The sequence below is a fragment of the Xenorhabdus sp. SGI240 genome, from assembly GCF_040081915.1.
In the GTDB taxonomy this organism is placed as follows: Bacteria; Pseudomonadota; Gammaproteobacteria; order Enterobacterales; family Enterobacteriaceae; genus Xenorhabdus; species Xenorhabdus bakwenae.
Genome location: NZ_JBEBMB010000006.1, coordinates 38,279 through 53,458, shown reverse-complemented (window position 1 = coordinate 53,458; position 15,180 = coordinate 38,279). Strand labels below are relative to the sequence as shown.

Below are 15,180 nucleotides of genomic sequence, written 5' to 3'. Positions count from 1 at the left end.
TTGATATTGATAATTAATTCAAGACGAAAACATTAGCTAAATATATCAAATAAACAGAAAACCCCGCTGCTGCAAATGCAACAACGGGGTTTTTCAGGCAATGATTTATTTAATCACTTGAATAAGTTTTAGCTCAACATTTAAGCTAAAAACTTAAACATTAGTGCTCAAACATCGCAGAGATTGACTCTTCATTACTGATACGGCGGATAGCTTCAGCAAGCATGCCAGACAGTGTCAAAGTGCGAACTTTGTTCAACGTCTTAATCTCATCAGACAGAGGAATGGTGTCACAGACCACAAATTCATCGATCACTGAGTTCTTGATGTTTTCCACTGCATTGCCAGAGAAAATAGGGTGGGTTGCATAAGCAAATACCCGTTTCGCTCCGCGCTCTTTCAATGCTTCAGCTGCTTTGCACAGTGTGCCACCTGTATCGATCATGTCATCAACCAGAACGCAATCACGGCCAGCAACGTCACCAATAATATGCATGACCTGAGAAACGTTTGCTCGTGGGCGACGTTTATCGATGATAGCCATATCTGTATCATTCAGTAGCTTGGCAATCGCACGGGCGCGAACAACACCGCCGATATCTGGGGAGACAACAATTGGGTTTTCCAGCTCTTTCTGGAGCATATCTTCCAGAAGGATTGGGCTACCAAATACATTATCAACTGGAACATCAAAGAAACCTTGGATCTGCTCGGCGTGTAGGTCAACAGTGAGAACACGGTCTACACCAACGCTGGACAGAAAATCAGCAACAACTTTTGCAGTGATAGGTACACGTGCCGAACGGACACGGCGATCCTGACGGGCATAACCGAAGTAAGGAATAACAGCGGTAATACGACCAGCAGAAGCACGACGTAGCGCATCGACCATAACAACTAATTCCATCAGGTTATCATTGGTCGGTGCACAGGTGGACTGAATGATGAAAACATCACCACCACGTACATTTTCATTGATTTGAACACTGACTTCACCGTCGCTGAAACGACCGACAGCAGCGTCTCCCAGATTAGTGTACAGGCGGTTGGCAACACGTTGTGCTAGTTCAGGTGTGGCATTACCAGCAAAAAGCTTCATATCGGGCACGAGAAAAACCTCAGGCTTGCGTCCAGAGAGATATTGTTGACCAATCAAACAAACTCATTGGTTCAATAACACGGGTATCCCAGAGCGGAATGTATGCAATGGCGAAATGTTAACGCCACGCGCAACAAAACCCTGCATCCACTCTGGAGTTTCATTTAACACCTTACGGGCCGATGCTTCTGATTCGAACTCGCCGAAAACACATGCACCGGTTCCGGTCAGGCGTGACGGTGCGTATTCTAACAGCCATAAAAGAAGCTGTTCAACCTCACGAAAACGTTTTCTTGCGATTGGTTCACAATCATTGGCAAATGGTGCCTGTAATAATGCGGGTAGAGAGCGAATCGGAGAATTTCTTTTTAATTCAGGATCTGTGAAGATTGTCGGAGTCGATATTTCAATTCCAGGGTGGGCAATCAAAAACCATTTTTCTTCCGGTGAAGCAGGCTGGAGTTTTTCTCCAATACCTTCGGCAAAAGCGGCATGGCCTTTGACAAATACGGGAACGTCTGCCCCAAGGCAGACGCCAAGCTGCGCCAATTCATCATCGGGCAGATTGGCTTGCCAATGGTAATTCAGGGCAATCAATATCGTTGCAGCATTGGAAGAGCCGCCGCCTAAACCTCCGCCCATTGGCAGGCATTTATCAACGCAGATATCGGCGCCCAAATGTTCGGTGACAGATTGCCCGGTGCCGAATTGAGTGTTTGCATGGTGATGCTGTAATGTGCGTTTTTGTAATAGATGGTTCTGCAATAATCGGGCTGCCCGTACGATCAGGTTGTCATCATGGGCTACACCCGCAACCGGCGTCAGTAAGCGGATTTGATTATCTTGGCGCGGTGAAATAGTGATTTCATCGCCATAATCTAAAAATTGAAACAGTGTTTGCAGTTCGTGGTAGCCGTCAGGCCGCTGCCCGGTGATATACAAAAATAAATTCAATTTTGCCGGAGAAGGCCAGGTTAACGTCATTATTGAATTGTCCAGTTATCCATCTTTAATTTTATGCGGTTGTTTCCTTGTGTCAGCTCCAGTCGGGTGGGTAAGGCTGGCGTGATCGAGGTATCGTATCCTTGATAATTCACTCGCCAAACTTCACCATCATTTTTGTCACTAACGGATTTAAGCAGGTAATTTGCATCCAACTGAAAAACGTTGGCACTACCAGGCAGTCCGATGATCCAGCTTCGTAGATTATCCAGAGGAATATTCATATTGGTCAGTTGGTAAATTAAAGATTCGGGTTTATCACTGAGATATTTTTTACCATTATTATCCGTGACCTGAATCATATTCGGTTTAACGAATAATTCCAACTCTGTTGTACCCAGTGGATTGAGCAGCAATAATTTATAATTGTCAGGCGAATATTGTTGCCAGAAAAATCGGGCGTACACTTTTTTTTCATCTGCCAGATAAGCGAAAGAACCTCGGGTTTGGTAATGCCCTAATTTTTGCAATTGCTGTTCACGGGCGTGCCATTGTGGTGTATCCGCTGATCCCGTGCCCATAGGGGGTTGCGTGACTGTACAGGCAGTCAGTAAAACGCCGGAGAGAGGAAGTAAGCGAAAAAAAACAGACATTTTCATACGGTAACCCTTGGTAGTAAGAGAGCGTGGTATTTTATCGATTATAAATATGGCAATATTTATATAACAACTTAAAGTATGCTCCCCAAGCCTATAATCATATAACGTAATTTAGCGAAAGTTCGCTGAGAATTCTCAAATAAAATTATCGCATAATCACCTGATTGACTTTTATTGCACTGATGCATCAAGTAGAATGCTCGACCAATGAGAGTCCTTATGAAGGGTGTGAGTTTATGAGAATAATTATCGATATCATCATAACCTTGCCTCCTATGATAACTCAATGCAGTTAAGATGACTTTATTAGCACTCGGTATTAACCATAAAACAGCGCCTGTTTCTTTACGTGAGCGGGTGGCCTTTTCTCCTGACACGATAGGATTAGCGCTTGATGACTTGCTCCAGCAACCGCTGGTGCGAGGCGGCGTTGTGCTGTCCACCTGCAACCGTACAGAGCTTTACCTCAGTGTTGAACAACAGGGTAATTTTGAAGAACAGCTGATTAATTGGCTATGTCGATATCATCAACTTAACCCTGATGATTTGACAGGAAGCCTCTACTGGTATTCAGACAATGCGGCCGTCAGCCATTTAATGCGGGTTGCGAGTGGCCTGGATTCCCTTGTATTGGGGGAACCGCAGATTTTGGGACAGGTGAAAAAGGCTTTCGCCGAGTCGCAAAATTATCAATCTCTGTCGAGTGAACTGGAACGTTTATTCCAAAAATCTTTCTCGGTGGCGAAGCGGATCAGAACAGAAACAGAAATTGGCGCCAATGCCGTTTCCGTAGCATTTGCGGCCTGTACACTTGCGCGGCAAATTTTCGAATCTCTTTCCCAACTGAATATCCTGCTGGTGGGCGCGGGGGAAACGATCGAACTGGTTGCCCGTCATCTAAAAGAGCATGGTGTGAATCGCATGATGATCGCCAACCGGACAAAAGAACGGGCACAGATGCTTGCCAGTGAAGTCAATGCAGAAGTTATTTCCCTGCCAGATATCGATACCCGATTGGCTGAAGCGGATATTGTTATTAGCTCCACCGCCAGCCCCTTGCCGATCATCGGCAAAGGCATGGTCGAAAGAGCGTTGAAATTACGTCGTAACCAACCCATGTTGCTGATTGACATTGCCGTTCCTCGTGATATTGAACAGGATGTGGAAAAATTGAGTGATGTTTATCTGTACAGCGTGGATGATTTACAGGCTATCATTCAGCAAAATCTTGCCCAACGTAAAGCGGCGGCAGTGGTTGCGGAAGGGATTGTGCAACAAGAAAGCAGCTATTTCATGGATTGGTTGCGTTCTCAAGGCGCGGTTAATACAATTCGCGAATATCGAGAACAGGCAGAGAAAATCAGGGCTGAGATGACGGCAAAGGCATTGATGTCCATACGGCAGGGTGCTGATGCCGAACAGATCATTAACCAATTGACCCACCAATTGACGAATCGTCTGATCCATACACCGACTAAATCTCTCCAACAGGCTGCCAGTGATGGCGATTTGGAACGCCTGAATCTATTACGGGACAGCCTTGGGCTGGATCATAACTAACCTAACCCTATTCTAAATAAGGTCTGATATTACGAATGAAGCCTTCTATTGTCGCTAAATTGGAAGCATTACAAGAACGCCATGAAGAAGTTTTGGCTCACCTCGGTGATGCAGAAGTCATTTCTGATCAAGAACGTTTTCGCGCGTTATCAAAGGAATATGCCCAGCTGACCGATGTGACTAACTGTTTTAAAGCCTGGAAAAGCGTTCAGGATGATATTGAAACAGCTGAAATGATGCTTAATGATCCCGAAATGCGGGAAATGGCACAGGAAGAACTCAAAAGCGCAAAAATTCGTAATGAAGAGCTGGAACAGCAACTGCAACTGCTGTTATTGCCGAAAGATCCGGATGATGAGCGTAACTGTTTCCTTGAAGTCCGTGCCGGAACCGGTGGTGATGAAGCGGCGATATTTGCGGGCGATTTATTCCGTATGTATAGCCGTTATGCAGAATCCCGTCGTTGGAAAGTGGAGCTTATGAGTGCTAATGAGGGTGAGCATGGTGGATATAAGGAAGTGATTGCTAAAATTTCGGGCGAGCAAGTTTATGGTCACCTGAAATTTGAGTCTGGTGGTCATCGTGTTCAGCGGGTGCCGGAAACAGAGTCACAGGGGCGTATTCACACTTCTGCGTGTACCGTGGCTGTTCTGCCAGAAATTCCAGAAGCAGAATTACCGGAAATCAATCCGGGCGACCTGAAAATTGACACTTTTCGTTCTTCCGGTGCGGGTGGACAGCACGTCAACACCACGGATTCTGCAATTCGAATTACCCACTTACCAACGGGAATTGTCGTCGAGTGCCAGGATGAGCGCTCCCAGCATAAGAACAAAGCAAAAGCAATGTCGGTGCTTGGTGCGCGTATTCGTGCCGCTGAGATGCGGAAGCGTCAAGAAGCTGAAGCTTGCGAACGGCGTAATTTGCTCGGCTCCGGTGACCGTTCAGATCGCAACCGTACCTATAACTTCCCACAAGGGCGGGTTACTGATCACCGTATCAACCTGACGTTATACCGTCTTGAGGAAGTGATGGAAGGCAAACTGGATATGCTTATCCAGCCTATTGTTACTGAATATCAGGCAGACCAACTGTCTGCATTGTCAGAGCAGGATTGATGAATTATCAACACTGGCTCCAGCATGCGGCTGCGCAGTTGATTACAAGTGATAGCCCGAAGCGTGATGCAGAAATCCTGTTGCAACATGTAACAGGGCGTTCCCGTACTTATTTAATTGCATTCAATGAAACGCCTGTTTCCCCAGAGGAAGCGAGCCAGCTTGATATTTTGCTGGCTCGTCGCATTCAGGGAGAGCCGATTGCTTATATTGTGGGGGAGCGTGAATTTTGGTCGCTGCCTCTTACGGTATCACCCGCAACGTTAATCCCACGTCCTGATACGGAATGCCTGGTTGAAAAAGCCTTGGAACTATTGCCTGAATCATCGGCACAGATCCTGGATCTCGGCACGGGAACCGGAGCCATTGCACTGGCGCTGGCAAGTGAACGGCAGGATTGCGGTGTCACTGGCGTGGATATCAATTCTGATGCCGTCGCATTGGCAAAACATAATGCGGCAAGAAACACGGGAAAATTGCCTGTTCACAATGTGAATTTTCTGCAAAGTGAGTGGTTTTCTGCGGTTGGGGAAAGACAATTTGATATGATTGTCAGTAATCCTCCCTATATTGATGAGCTTGACCCTCATCTGCGCGAAGGAGATGTCAGGTTTGAACCAGCCGCTGCATTGATCGCTGCACAAAATGGTATAGCAGATTTGCAGACAATTATAGAGCAGGCTCGCCACTTCCTGTTACCAAACGGATGGCTATTATTGGAACATGGCTGGAAACAGGGAATCGTTGTCAGAAACCTATTTTTGGAAAAAGGTTATCAACAGATAGCAACTTTTCAGGATTATGGTGGTAACGAACGTATCACGGTAGGTCGATGGAATAAAGATGAAAACCATAGTTAATTATGAATTCAATAATGCTTCCCTGATAGAGGGTATTATTCTGGTAACGCGGGCCATTCGTCCTGATTTCCACCACGCAATGGTGACTGAGCAGTTAATTGTATTGATTGAAGAAGCGCGCCAAAAACTTTCCTCTATTACTGATACCAAAGCAAAATTACAAGCACTATTGACACTTTTCTATCGAGAATGGAAATTTGGCGGCGCGAATGGGGTGTATTGTTTATCTGATACCCTGTGGTTGGATAATGTATTGCGTTCACGCCAAGGCGCTCCCGTAACATTGGGAACGATATTTACCCATATTGCTCAGGCGCTGGCATTGCCCGTACAGCCTGTTATATTCCCGACACAGTTAATCTTGCGACTTGATTTGGCTGATGAGCCGACATGGTTTATTAACCCGATGAATGGCGATACGCTCAACGAACATATCCTTGATGTCTGGTTGAAAGGTAATATTGGCCCGATGATCCGTTTGGAAAATAAGGATTTACAGGAAGCCGATAATAACAGCATTGTGCGAAAAGTTACCGATATTATCAAAATTTCCTTAATGGAAGAGAAAAAGATGGAGTTGGCGTTAAAAGCCAGCGAAATCGTGCTGATGTTCGATCCCGATGATCCGTATGAAATCCGCGACCGAGGGTTGATTTATGCGCAGCTCGATTGTAATCACATTGCTGTTTCAGATTTGAGTTATTTCGTGGAGCATTGTCCTGAAGACCCTATCTCAGAAATGATAAAAATGCAGATTAACTCTATTGATCAGAGAACGCTCATCCTCCATTAAAGGCGTTATAAGGCAGCATTTCTTTGCCCTTTATTTATTTTTATAGATACAAATTTATTTGCCCTTAACAAGAGAAGGTATAAACATGCAACAGAAAGTGGTTAATATTGGTGACATCAAGGTCGCAAATGATCTGCCTTTTGTACTGTTTGGTGGTATGAATGTCCTTGAGTCACGGGATTTGGCCATGCGCATTTGTGAACACTATGTGACCGTAACGCAAAAACTGGGCATTCCTTATGTTTTTAAGGCGTCTTTTGATAAGGCTAACCGTTCTTCTATTCATTCCTATCGCGGGCCTGGTTTGGAAGAGGGCCTGAGAATTTTTCAGGATCTGAAACAGATTTTTGGCGTGAAAATCATCACTGATATACATGAACCCGCGCAAGCCCAGCCTGTTGCAGATGTGGTGGATGTTATCCAGCTTCCCGCTTTCCTTGCCCGCCAGACTGATCTGGTTGAAGCGATGGCAAAAACGGGTGCAGTGATCAATGTCAAAAAACCTCAGTTTGTTAGCCCGGGCCAGATGGGGAATATCGTTGACAAATTTCAAGAAGGCGGCAACGATCAGGTAATATTGTGTGACCGTGGCAGTAATTTTGGTTACGACAATCTGGTTGTCGATATGTTGGGCTTTGGTGTCATGAAACAGGCAACCAATGGCTCACCCGTGATTTTTGATGTCACTCACTCATTGCAATGCCGTGATCCCTTTGGTGCAGCTTCCGGGGGGCGTCGTGCGCAAGTGTCAGAACTGGCCCGTGCGGGTATGGCGGTAGGAATTGCCGGTTTGTTCCTTGAAGCCCATCCTGATCCAGAAAATGCAAAATGTGATGGTCCGTCAGCACTGCCGCTGGCAAAACTGGCGCCATTCCTGATGCAGATAAAAGCCATTGATGATGTGGTGAAAAATTTCCCAGAGCTGGATACCAGCAAATAATCATTTGAGCTTTCGAATTTTTTGAGAATGCGGTTACAGATACTTGACTCTGTAACCGCTGATTTTTTACGTATTATTTTTAATAAATAATCTCTTGCCAGGAAAATCAATTAATACTGCATATTGATTGAAGAAGTTATTGCCAATGAGTCCATCAGCATTTAACTGATTAAACTCCCCATCAACCAGTAATGAATTCAGTTTTATGGCGTTAGCGCCTGCCTCATCAAGTTGAAATGCCGATACAGTACATTCTTCATTGGCCAGATCTTCTCTTAACGCCCCGCAGGGAAGGATAACGGGAGGTGATTGCAGCCTTGTTCTCCAAAAAACCGAAGCTGACGCACCAGTATCCAGGATCATGTTGTAACTCTTGGCGTTTTGTGAAACTTTGACAGCAATGCCTTCTTGCGTGAGCCTCAGCGGTAATTCGTTCCAACCATCAGATATATTGACGCTCAATGCTTGTAAATGGTCAGAAACTGACAATCGTTGTTTTTTGTAATCAATAAGAATAACTTTGTCTTCGAATAAACCAAGGCCTATTACCATCGAAGTGGGAAGTTTCTTTTCTTTACCTAATAAGGTCACTCCCCATGGTTTTAGCGAAACGCCGGTAATATCTTTAAATATCATCCCGTTTATTGAAAGTTTTGGAATGTTAAATTGGTCATTAAAATAAACTTTGCCTGTAACGTCGGTAGAGCGTGCTTTTTCAGGATCTATCTCTAAGCCTGGTATTTCCGACATAAACTCTTTAGTTAAATGGAATCCTCGAGATGATCCCGTATCGAACATTAAATTTTGCTTTTTTCCATCAATTTCGAGATTTGCTATTGGTATAGAAAATTCATCAAACTGAAAATCTATATGTATGACTTCTTCAGCAGCCATGGAGTCTGTGACAAACCCTGGCGTAACGGAAGAGAAAACAATTAATATAATTGCCGTAAGATGTTTATTGAGTGAAAAAAGCATGAAAATTCTCCCTATCTGCATTCATAGTTATGTCAAATTCGGGGTGAAAAGTGAGTTTATTTTGAGACTGACAAGAAGAATATTAGACCAAAAAAATCATCTAATATTCTTATTCGGAGATTTAGGTTAATTTATTTCTTTCAGCGCGTTGGATAAAGTGGCATAAAAACTCAATTGCCCTTTGATCGGTTCGACTTTGGCGCGTGCCAACGTTTTCAAGGGCTGGAAGGTGATATCGCACACAACGAGATGTTTCTCTTTTCCCATCTCCCGAACAAACCCTTGAAAGGCATGTAACCCGCCTGCATCCAGAACCGGAACCGCATCCCACTGCATAATAATGGTGTGATAATCGGTTCCTTGTTCTTTCAGTTCAGCAAAAATGCGCTCCGCAGCTGCGAAAAACAGAGGACCATTAACTCGCACAACCAACAAACCCGTATCCTGATTTGTGACAGGAGAAATGCTGATTCGGGTCATATTGGCAATTTTGCGCATAAACAGCAGTGAAGCCAGCACAATGCCTATCGTGATTGCCACTACCATATCAAACAGAACAGTTAATGACATACACAGCAACATCACGATGATATCGTCTTTGGGAGCACGGCGGATGAGATCCACCACCTTATGGGTTTCGCTCATATTCCACGCCACAATCAACAAAATGGCTGACATGGCGGCAAGCGGTAAATAAGAAAGCATTGGGGCAAGAACCAGCAGCGCCAATAATACCAGTAGGGAGTGAACAACAGCGGCAATGGGTGAGGTTGCGCCTGCCCGCACATTGGCGGCTGAACGCGCAATAGCCGCAGTTGCGGTGATCCCGCCAAAGAAAGGGGCGACAATATTACCCATTCCCTGACCGATTAATTCACTGTTGGAATGATGTTTTTTTCCGGTCATGCCATCCAAAATAACAGCGCACAACAGGGATTCAATTGCCCCTAACATTGCCATCGAAAATGCAGCGGGTAGTAATGCTGATACTGTATTCCAATTCATATCAAACGGATGAGTATCAGGTAATTGCCACGGCAGGACAAATTGAGGAAGAATAGGGGGAATCCCTTGGCCTTGTGTACCTTCTTCCAGCGTATAGCTAAATGATGAACCAATCGTTGCCACATCGTGGCCTAGCAGATGCATGATCCCCATAATACCCGTACCTGCCATCAAAGCCGGTAAGTGACCCGGTAACTTTAACCCAAGCTTTGGCCAGAAAATCAATACCAGCAGGGTTGTTAAACCAATAAGGGTATCGCTGAGTTGTAATGAAGGAAACGCTTGGGAGAGGGCAATCACCTTATTAATATAATTTTCCGGCACAGGGTCTAATTTCAGGCCGAAGAAATTCTGCACTTGCATGGTAGCGATGGTAATAGCAATACCAGAAGTGAATCCAAGCGTAACAGACAGTGGAATGTACTCAATCAGTCGGCCTAATCGCGCTAATCCCATGATAAGCAGAATGATGCCTGACATGAGGGTGGCAATAAGCAAGCCACTGAGGCCAAATTGCTGTGATACAGGATAGAGTATCACCACAAAAGCCGCAGTAGGGCCGGAAACGCTATAGCGTGATCCTCCGGTCACAGCAATAATCATGCTGGCAATGGCCGCAGTATACAGGCCGTATTGTGGTGCAACACCACTGCCGATTGCCAACGCCATCGCCAGTGGGATAGCAATGATTCCCACGGTGATCCCGGCAATCAGGTCTTTAATAAAACGGTGGAAAGAGTAAGTTTCTTTCCAACAAGCGTCAATAAGCGCACTAAATGGACGTATTCCCTTAATTTTACGAGTATTCATTTAATTGAGAACCAAAAAATAAGATAGCAAATGATGAGCTGATAAAAGTGATATTAGCATATCGCTTTTATCAGCTCAGAAAAGTGTTGTATGTCAAAAAGTTAACTAATAGATTAGTGCTTGTTTTTAGTAACGTAGATAAATTCTGAGTTTGATGTTCACTTCATTAAAATAAATAGCACAAATAATCCTAATTGTAAGATCAAAAACAAAATTGCTTTTTTTAACAACATTATTACACCTTTGATGCGTTCATTCATTGTTTGTGAGCGAGGTGATTTATTAAAAATCAGTAATAACGTTTGATCGAAATCTGCATGTTTTTCGGGATATAAATTGAGAATATGAAAATAGTGGTAATCTAGCCACGTACGCCAACAATAATATTGACTGAGTAAGGCAAGGAATAACAAGATACAATAAATTATATGATTGTTTGGGTTTGTTATAAATATAGCGGTTGCTATAAGAGCTGTTAAGGCAGATATACCAGAAATAAAGCGCCAGCTTTTTAATGTGGCAATAACGATTTTACTTGTCAGGTTTTCTGGTTGCATATCATGTTCTCCTATACCGATAGATGCTTTCCCATCGTGCAAGAGCATCCCAATGTTCCTGCCTGAAAATCACTCGTGGTCTGGCCTTACGCAGGATATTTATTGCTCTGGCGATATTATATTCAGGATGTTGTTTCAATAGCCATGCTGCTACAACCATGGCACTGCGGGACAATCCGAGTGTGCAATGAATGAATACGCTTCCTTTTTGGTGTAATTTGTCCAATGTACTAACAGCGGATTGCAGTGCTTCTGGTGTTAGCGGTAATAAATCTATTTGGGGTTGGCATATATAATGTTTTTTCTGGTTATCAGGTTTTCTGTGCCACTCAGCAGTCAGATCAAACACACAGGTTATATTGGTTAACTTAATAGTGGATTGACGTGGCAAGTAACCGAGAATAATTCCTTCTGTGATCTGGTCATAAGGAGAGTTTTGGCGCCTGAACCAAAGATAAGAAAGCCAGGCTCCCAATTGGTATGGTGCCAGTAGCCAGCGTGCAGACAGTGACATGCGTCCATCAGATTGTTTTTGGAACACTGAACTACCCAATCCAGCATAACCAAGAGCGATCATCAATAATGATATAGCAGGCCATAACAGTATCCAGAAAATTTCCCCTAATCCATATGCCATCAGAGTAAAAAAGAGACTTCCCATTACATAACAGCCAAAGAGTTTTCGGGCGTGGCGATCTTGGCTTGGTTGCCATTGCCAATGATGTGAAATTGGTAACAAGTAACTAATGATTACCCCTACGGCAAAGCCTGTGATCACGTCGATAAAATGGTGCTGCCAAGTTGTAAAAACGGAGAGGGCAATGAGGATAGACCAGACATGAAGCAATCCACGCCAATAGCCTTGAACATGTGTGGAGTAACGCAGCCAGAGTAACCATAACAAGATAATATGTAAGGAAGGTGCTTGATTATAGGGCAAATCAAACAGTTCTAGTTGAGTGAATAACCATCCGAAAAGCCCTTCCGTTGCAGGGCGGGAAAACGAAAATTTCAAAGGGAGTAACAAAAATCCGATACAGGCAATCAGTGACGCTGTCACTAATCTACAGCTATGAAGCCATTGCTCACGGCGGTTGGTACAGATAAATAATGATATCCCGTAAAACAAATCAATGCTCCAGTAAGGAATAATTGTCCATGACCAAAAAGGGAGACTCCGTTCCCAACTGAAAACGACGACTTCTATATCATCTCTCTGTGAAGTGAACTGATTAATTTGCCCGTATGTCATAAAGAAAAAGGGTGCCAGAAATAAGAGCCATACACAGGCTGTCAGCCATAAATGTTGGCGACTTTCAGGGGAAAGTTGTATTGGGTATTTCATAGGCTTATTCTCGGTGCCGAATGCGTTTGGCAATCGATACAGTAAAAATCCCCCAGTTATCTGTTATTTGATACTGTTTTTCAAACCCCGCTGTTTCTACCAATGCGTCTATTTCGCCTTGGGTACGTCGTCGCATGATCCACGGCTGATTTTCGCGATGACTGGAAAGAACGCGGGCGATCATTTCAAGTTGTGGATGCCAAGGTTGTCCGGTATATATCAGATACCCATTTTCGGCGATTGCATCAGCAAGACCACGCAGGGAATTTTTAATTAGCGTATTGTCAGAAAACAGTTCATAAAGACCGGAAACTATGCCCAGAGTTGGTGTGGGGAAAATGGCTGTCATGCTTTCAGCATCAAAAGCGTCACCGATGACAAAACGGATTTTATCGGTAAGATTACGTTCTTCAATATAAGCCTGGCCTTGATTAACATTAATCTCGCTGTAATCCCTTAACAAAATCGAGTCAATTTTGCTGAAATCGTTGATCGCATCAAAAATATAGCGTCCATGTCCGGCCGCGATATCTACAATATGAATCGGTTGGTTTTGTTGATGTAGCTGGTGAATTGCTTGACGGATTAAGGTTTCCATATTGATTTTGCGCTGTCGTATGCCGCGCCAGCCAATATTGCCCCTGAGATATTGCTGATCGACTAACTGTCCCCAAATTCCTTGACCTTGTGGTTGATTGCGATAAACATAATCCAGCGTGGAACCGGAATCAAAACCTGTCTCAAGGCCGATACGGAGACCTTCAGAAGCTTTGCCCCAGCGTGTATTCATTGCGTTACGCATTAATTTATAGCTAAGATTTTTAGGGCACCAGCGGGGTAATGGATGAGATAGAGTACGAAACTCATCAGCTGTATGGCTCCAGATATCTTCATTGCTGTAATCATGTTGGTAACGTGGGATAGAAAAAATACGATCAATAAAAGTACGTATTTTGTCGAAGACCAAATGGCGATTTTTTTCGCCCAGCGTATCGTGGTAAAACCCCGCCATAACATATTTCTCTTTAATCGGGGTATTCAATTGTTGGTAGAATTGGTGTTGGGGTTTATGGTTCACCACATAATCATTACCAGAAATAAACAGTTGTGTCGGTAATGTAATGGCGCTGGCATCTTTCACCACCCGTTTTGCAGTTTGATAAAGCTCTAGCAGGATATTGACGGCAATTTCGCGGGTAATCAGGGGATCACGGTCATAAGATGCGATACGAGCTTCATCGTGAGTCAGGAATTTCGCTTTTACATAAGAATTGACGAAGAAAACTCCCCGTACTTTTTGCATCAATCGCAACCCTTGTACTGCAAAGGGAACGTATAATTTGATATCAAATGCAGGAGCGGCAAGTATCATAGCGCGGATTTTGGGCGCATAATCATGTACCCAGGCAGACACTAACACTGCACCGACACTCTGGCCAATAACCACGATATTTTCCATTGCGATGTGGTAACTGGTGGCAATAAACCTGACAAATTCATCAACATCTCGAATAGATCTACTCATTGATGGACTATAACCGCGCAGTCCTACTGTTTTTCCATGTCCACGAGCATCCCATGCAAACATTGGCACATCAGGAAGATTGAGTTCATCAACAACATGCTGAATTCTCCCCGAATGTTCATGGCCTCGGTGAAAAATAATAATCGCTTTTTCTGCCTTATCCTGCTCTTGGGGCCAATAACGATAAAACAGGGAAGCCTGATCTGATGTGGTGAAATCATGTTCTTCGGCAATGCGTTGATTTAATGCTTGCGTTTTTGAAGCTGGTGTTTTTGCCAAGAGTGTCATGTTAATGCCTTATTTGGATTATGCTGTTCAGTCGGTTTGATGTCATGCAAGGCTTTGACAACGCGCTGGTAGCAAGTTATCAGGAGTAAAGGAATCATGATGGGGAACAAATAATGGCTCCAGCTTAAGGTTGATGGAAAAAGTGCGATAATTAATCCATAAATACCGAAAATAAAAGCCCGGTCACTTTTTCCCATTGGGCCATCATAACGCCGTGATGCGCCAATCGTTAGTGCCAGAACACCGATAAACTCTGTTAGGATAGTCAGGAATAAGCACACCAATAGACTGACATTGTTGACATTCGGTAAAAAACAGAAAGGGAGATAGAGTGCAACATCGGAAATCACATCTCCAAGTTCATTATAAATAGCCCCCAAATGAGATTTCTGATGATATTCTCGTGCCAACATACCATCAATGGCATTGAGTGCCATACGAATGAAAAGAAAAATAGGCAGTAGCCAATAGAAACGGGTAGAAGGAAACAGGCTCAACAATAGGCCAACGACGATTGACAGGAACATCGCACTTAATGTGACCTGGTTGGCAGTGATCCCATATTTTTGTAGACAAATGACGAGAGGGCGTAATAGGTTTTGGAAAAGTGGTTTTAGATTATAGAGGGTCATCTTACCTAAGTCCTTTATAGGCCAAACTGATATCAATAGAATAAATAACAGAAAAGAGTGAACAAATAA

14 protein-coding genes are annotated in these 15,180 nt (G+C 43.9%); 5 read left to right on the top strand and 9 right to left on the bottom strand.

Annotation, left to right across the window (positions count from 1 at the left end):
* Positions 1–160 precede the first annotated feature (160 nt).
* The 3 genes from prs to lolB are packed head-to-tail and all read right to left on the bottom strand — an operon-like array spanning position 161 to position 2,700.
* On the bottom strand, positions 161–1,108 hold the full coding sequence (prs, locus tag ABLA76_RS02355) for a ribose-phosphate diphosphokinase (RefSeq protein ID WP_348986783.1): 948 nt from the start codon (positions 1,106–1,108) through the stop codon (positions 161–163).
* A gap of 54 nt (positions 1,109–1,162) precedes the next feature.
* Positions 1,163–2,083: a 4-(cytidine 5'-diphospho)-2-C-methyl-D-erythritol kinase gene (gene ispE / locus ABLA76_RS02350; RefSeq protein ID WP_348986714.1), complete on the bottom strand. Its 921-nt coding sequence runs from the start codon at positions 2,081–2,083 to the stop codon at positions 1,163–1,165.
* A complete protein-coding gene (gene lolB, locus ABLA76_RS02345) occupies positions 2,083–2,700 on the bottom strand; it encodes a lipoprotein insertase outer membrane protein LolB (protein WP_047767160.1) in 618 nt (205 codons plus the stop codon). The genes ispE and lolB overlap by 1 nt, the downstream gene beginning before the upstream one ends.
* A 297-nt stretch (positions 2,701–2,997) precedes the next feature.
* On the opposite strand from lolB, the gene hemA reads away from it, so the two are divergent.
* From hemA to kdsA, 5 genes are all read left to right on the top strand, one after another.
* A complete protein-coding gene (gene hemA / locus ABLA76_RS02340; RefSeq protein WP_348986713.1) occupies positions 2,998–4,260 on the top strand; it encodes a glutamyl-tRNA reductase in 1,263 nt (420 codons plus the stop codon).
* 35 nt (positions 4,261–4,295) lie between these two features.
* Positions 4,296–5,378, top strand: coding sequence for a peptide chain release factor 1 (gene prfA / locus ABLA76_RS02335; protein WP_285810885.1), 1,083 nt, complete (start codon positions 4,296–4,298; stop codon positions 5,376–5,378).
* Positions 5,378–6,238, top strand: coding sequence for a peptide chain release factor N(5)-glutamine methyltransferase (prmC, locus tag ABLA76_RS02330; RefSeq protein WP_348986712.1), 861 nt, complete (start codon positions 5,378–5,380; stop codon positions 6,236–6,238). Before prfA ends, prmC begins: the two co-directional genes overlap by 1 nt.
* Positions 6,222–7,031 carry an invasion regulator SirB1 gene (sirB1, locus tag ABLA76_RS02325; protein ID WP_348986711.1) on the top strand — a complete coding sequence of 270 codons (810 nt, stop codon included), beginning with the start codon at positions 6,222–6,224 and terminating at the stop codon, positions 7,029–7,031. Before prmC ends, sirB1 begins: the two co-directional genes overlap by 17 nt.
* Before the next feature lie 85 nt (positions 7,032–7,116).
* Entirely contained in the window at positions 7,117–7,971 is an 855-nt protein-coding gene (kdsA, locus tag ABLA76_RS02320) for a 3-deoxy-8-phosphooctulonate synthase (protein WP_285810882.1), read from the top strand.
* A 66-nt stretch (positions 7,972–8,037) separates the two neighbouring features.
* Here the strand turns inward: kdsA and ABLA76_RS02315 are convergent, their stop codons facing one another.
* From ABLA76_RS02315 to ABLA76_RS02290, 6 genes are all read right to left on the bottom strand, one after another.
* Positions 8,038–8,949 carry a hypothetical protein gene (locus ABLA76_RS02315; RefSeq protein WP_348986710.1) on the bottom strand — a complete coding sequence of 304 codons (912 nt, stop codon included), beginning with the start codon at positions 8,947–8,949 and terminating at the stop codon, positions 8,038–8,040.
* A gap of 126 nt (positions 8,950–9,075) precedes the next feature.
* The gene (gene dauA, locus ABLA76_RS02310) at positions 9,076–10,764 is read right to left on the bottom strand and encodes a C4-dicarboxylic acid transporter DauA (RefSeq protein ID WP_348986709.1); all 1,689 of its coding nucleotides are present in this window, start codon (positions 10,762–10,764) and stop codon (positions 9,076–9,078) included.
* A gap of 158 nt (positions 10,765–10,922) precedes the next feature.
* Complete coding sequence (locus tag ABLA76_RS02305; RefSeq protein ID WP_348986708.1) at positions 10,923–11,321, bottom strand: hypothetical protein; 399 nt, start codon at positions 11,319–11,321, stop codon at positions 10,923–10,925.
* A 1-nt stretch (position 11,322) separates the two neighbouring features.
* Positions 11,323–12,666, bottom strand: coding sequence for a phosphatase PAP2/dual specificity phosphatase family protein (locus ABLA76_RS02300; RefSeq protein ID WP_348986707.1), 1,344 nt, complete (start codon positions 12,664–12,666; stop codon positions 11,323–11,325).
* A 4-nt stretch (positions 12,667–12,670) separates the two neighbouring features.
* Positions 12,671–14,479 carry a bifunctional alpha/beta hydrolase/class I SAM-dependent methyltransferase gene (locus tag ABLA76_RS02295; RefSeq protein ID WP_348986706.1) on the bottom strand — a complete coding sequence of 603 codons (1,809 nt, stop codon included), beginning with the start codon at positions 14,477–14,479 and terminating at the stop codon, positions 12,671–12,673.
* Entirely contained in the window at positions 14,476–15,111 is a 636-nt protein-coding gene (locus ABLA76_RS02290) for a CDP-alcohol phosphatidyltransferase family protein (RefSeq protein WP_348986705.1), read from the bottom strand. The genes ABLA76_RS02295 and ABLA76_RS02290 overlap by 4 nt, the downstream gene beginning before the upstream one ends.
* Between the last annotated feature and the right edge of the window lie 69 nt (positions 15,112–15,180).

Coding starts and splice junctions, on each gene's coding strand:
- ispE (WP_348986714.1), bottom strand. CDS start 2,083: ATGACGTTAACCTGGCCTTCTCCGGCAAAATTGAATTTATTTTTGTAT.
- lolB (WP_047767160.1), bottom strand. CDS start 2,700: ATGAAAATGTCTGTTTTTTTTCGCTTACTTCCTCTCTCCGGCGTTTTA.
- hemA (WP_348986713.1), top strand. CDS start 2,998: ATGACTTTATTAGCACTCGGTATTAACCATAAAACAGCGCCTGTTTCT.
- prfA (WP_285810885.1), top strand. CDS start 4,296: ATGAAGCCTTCTATTGTCGCTAAATTGGAAGCATTACAAGAACGCCAT.
- prmC (WP_348986712.1), top strand. CDS start 5,378: ATGAATTATCAACACTGGCTCCAGCATGCGGCTGCGCAGTTGATTACA.
- sirB1 (WP_348986711.1), top strand. CDS start 6,222: ATGAAAACCATAGTTAATTATGAATTCAATAATGCTTCCCTGATAGAG.
- kdsA (WP_285810882.1), top strand. CDS start 7,117: ATGCAACAGAAAGTGGTTAATATTGGTGACATCAAGGTCGCAAATGAT.
- ABLA76_RS02315 (WP_348986710.1), bottom strand. CDS start 8,949: ATGCTTTTTTCACTCAATAAACATCTTACGGCAATTATATTAATTGTT.
- dauA (WP_348986709.1), bottom strand. CDS start 10,764: ATGAATACTCGTAAAATTAAGGGAATACGTCCATTTAGTGCGCTTATT.
- ABLA76_RS02305 (WP_348986708.1), bottom strand. CDS start 11,321: ATGCAACCAGAAAACCTGACAAGTAAAATCGTTATTGCCACATTAAAA.
- ABLA76_RS02300 (WP_348986707.1), bottom strand. CDS start 12,666: ATGAAATACCCAATACAACTTTCCCCTGAAAGTCGCCAACATTTATGG.
- ABLA76_RS02295 (WP_348986706.1), bottom strand. CDS start 14,479: ATGACACTCTTGGCAAAAACACCAGCTTCAAAAACGCAAGCATTAAAT.
- ABLA76_RS02290 (WP_348986705.1), bottom strand. CDS start 15,111: ATGACCCTCTATAATCTAAAACCACTTTTCCAAAACCTATTACGCCCT.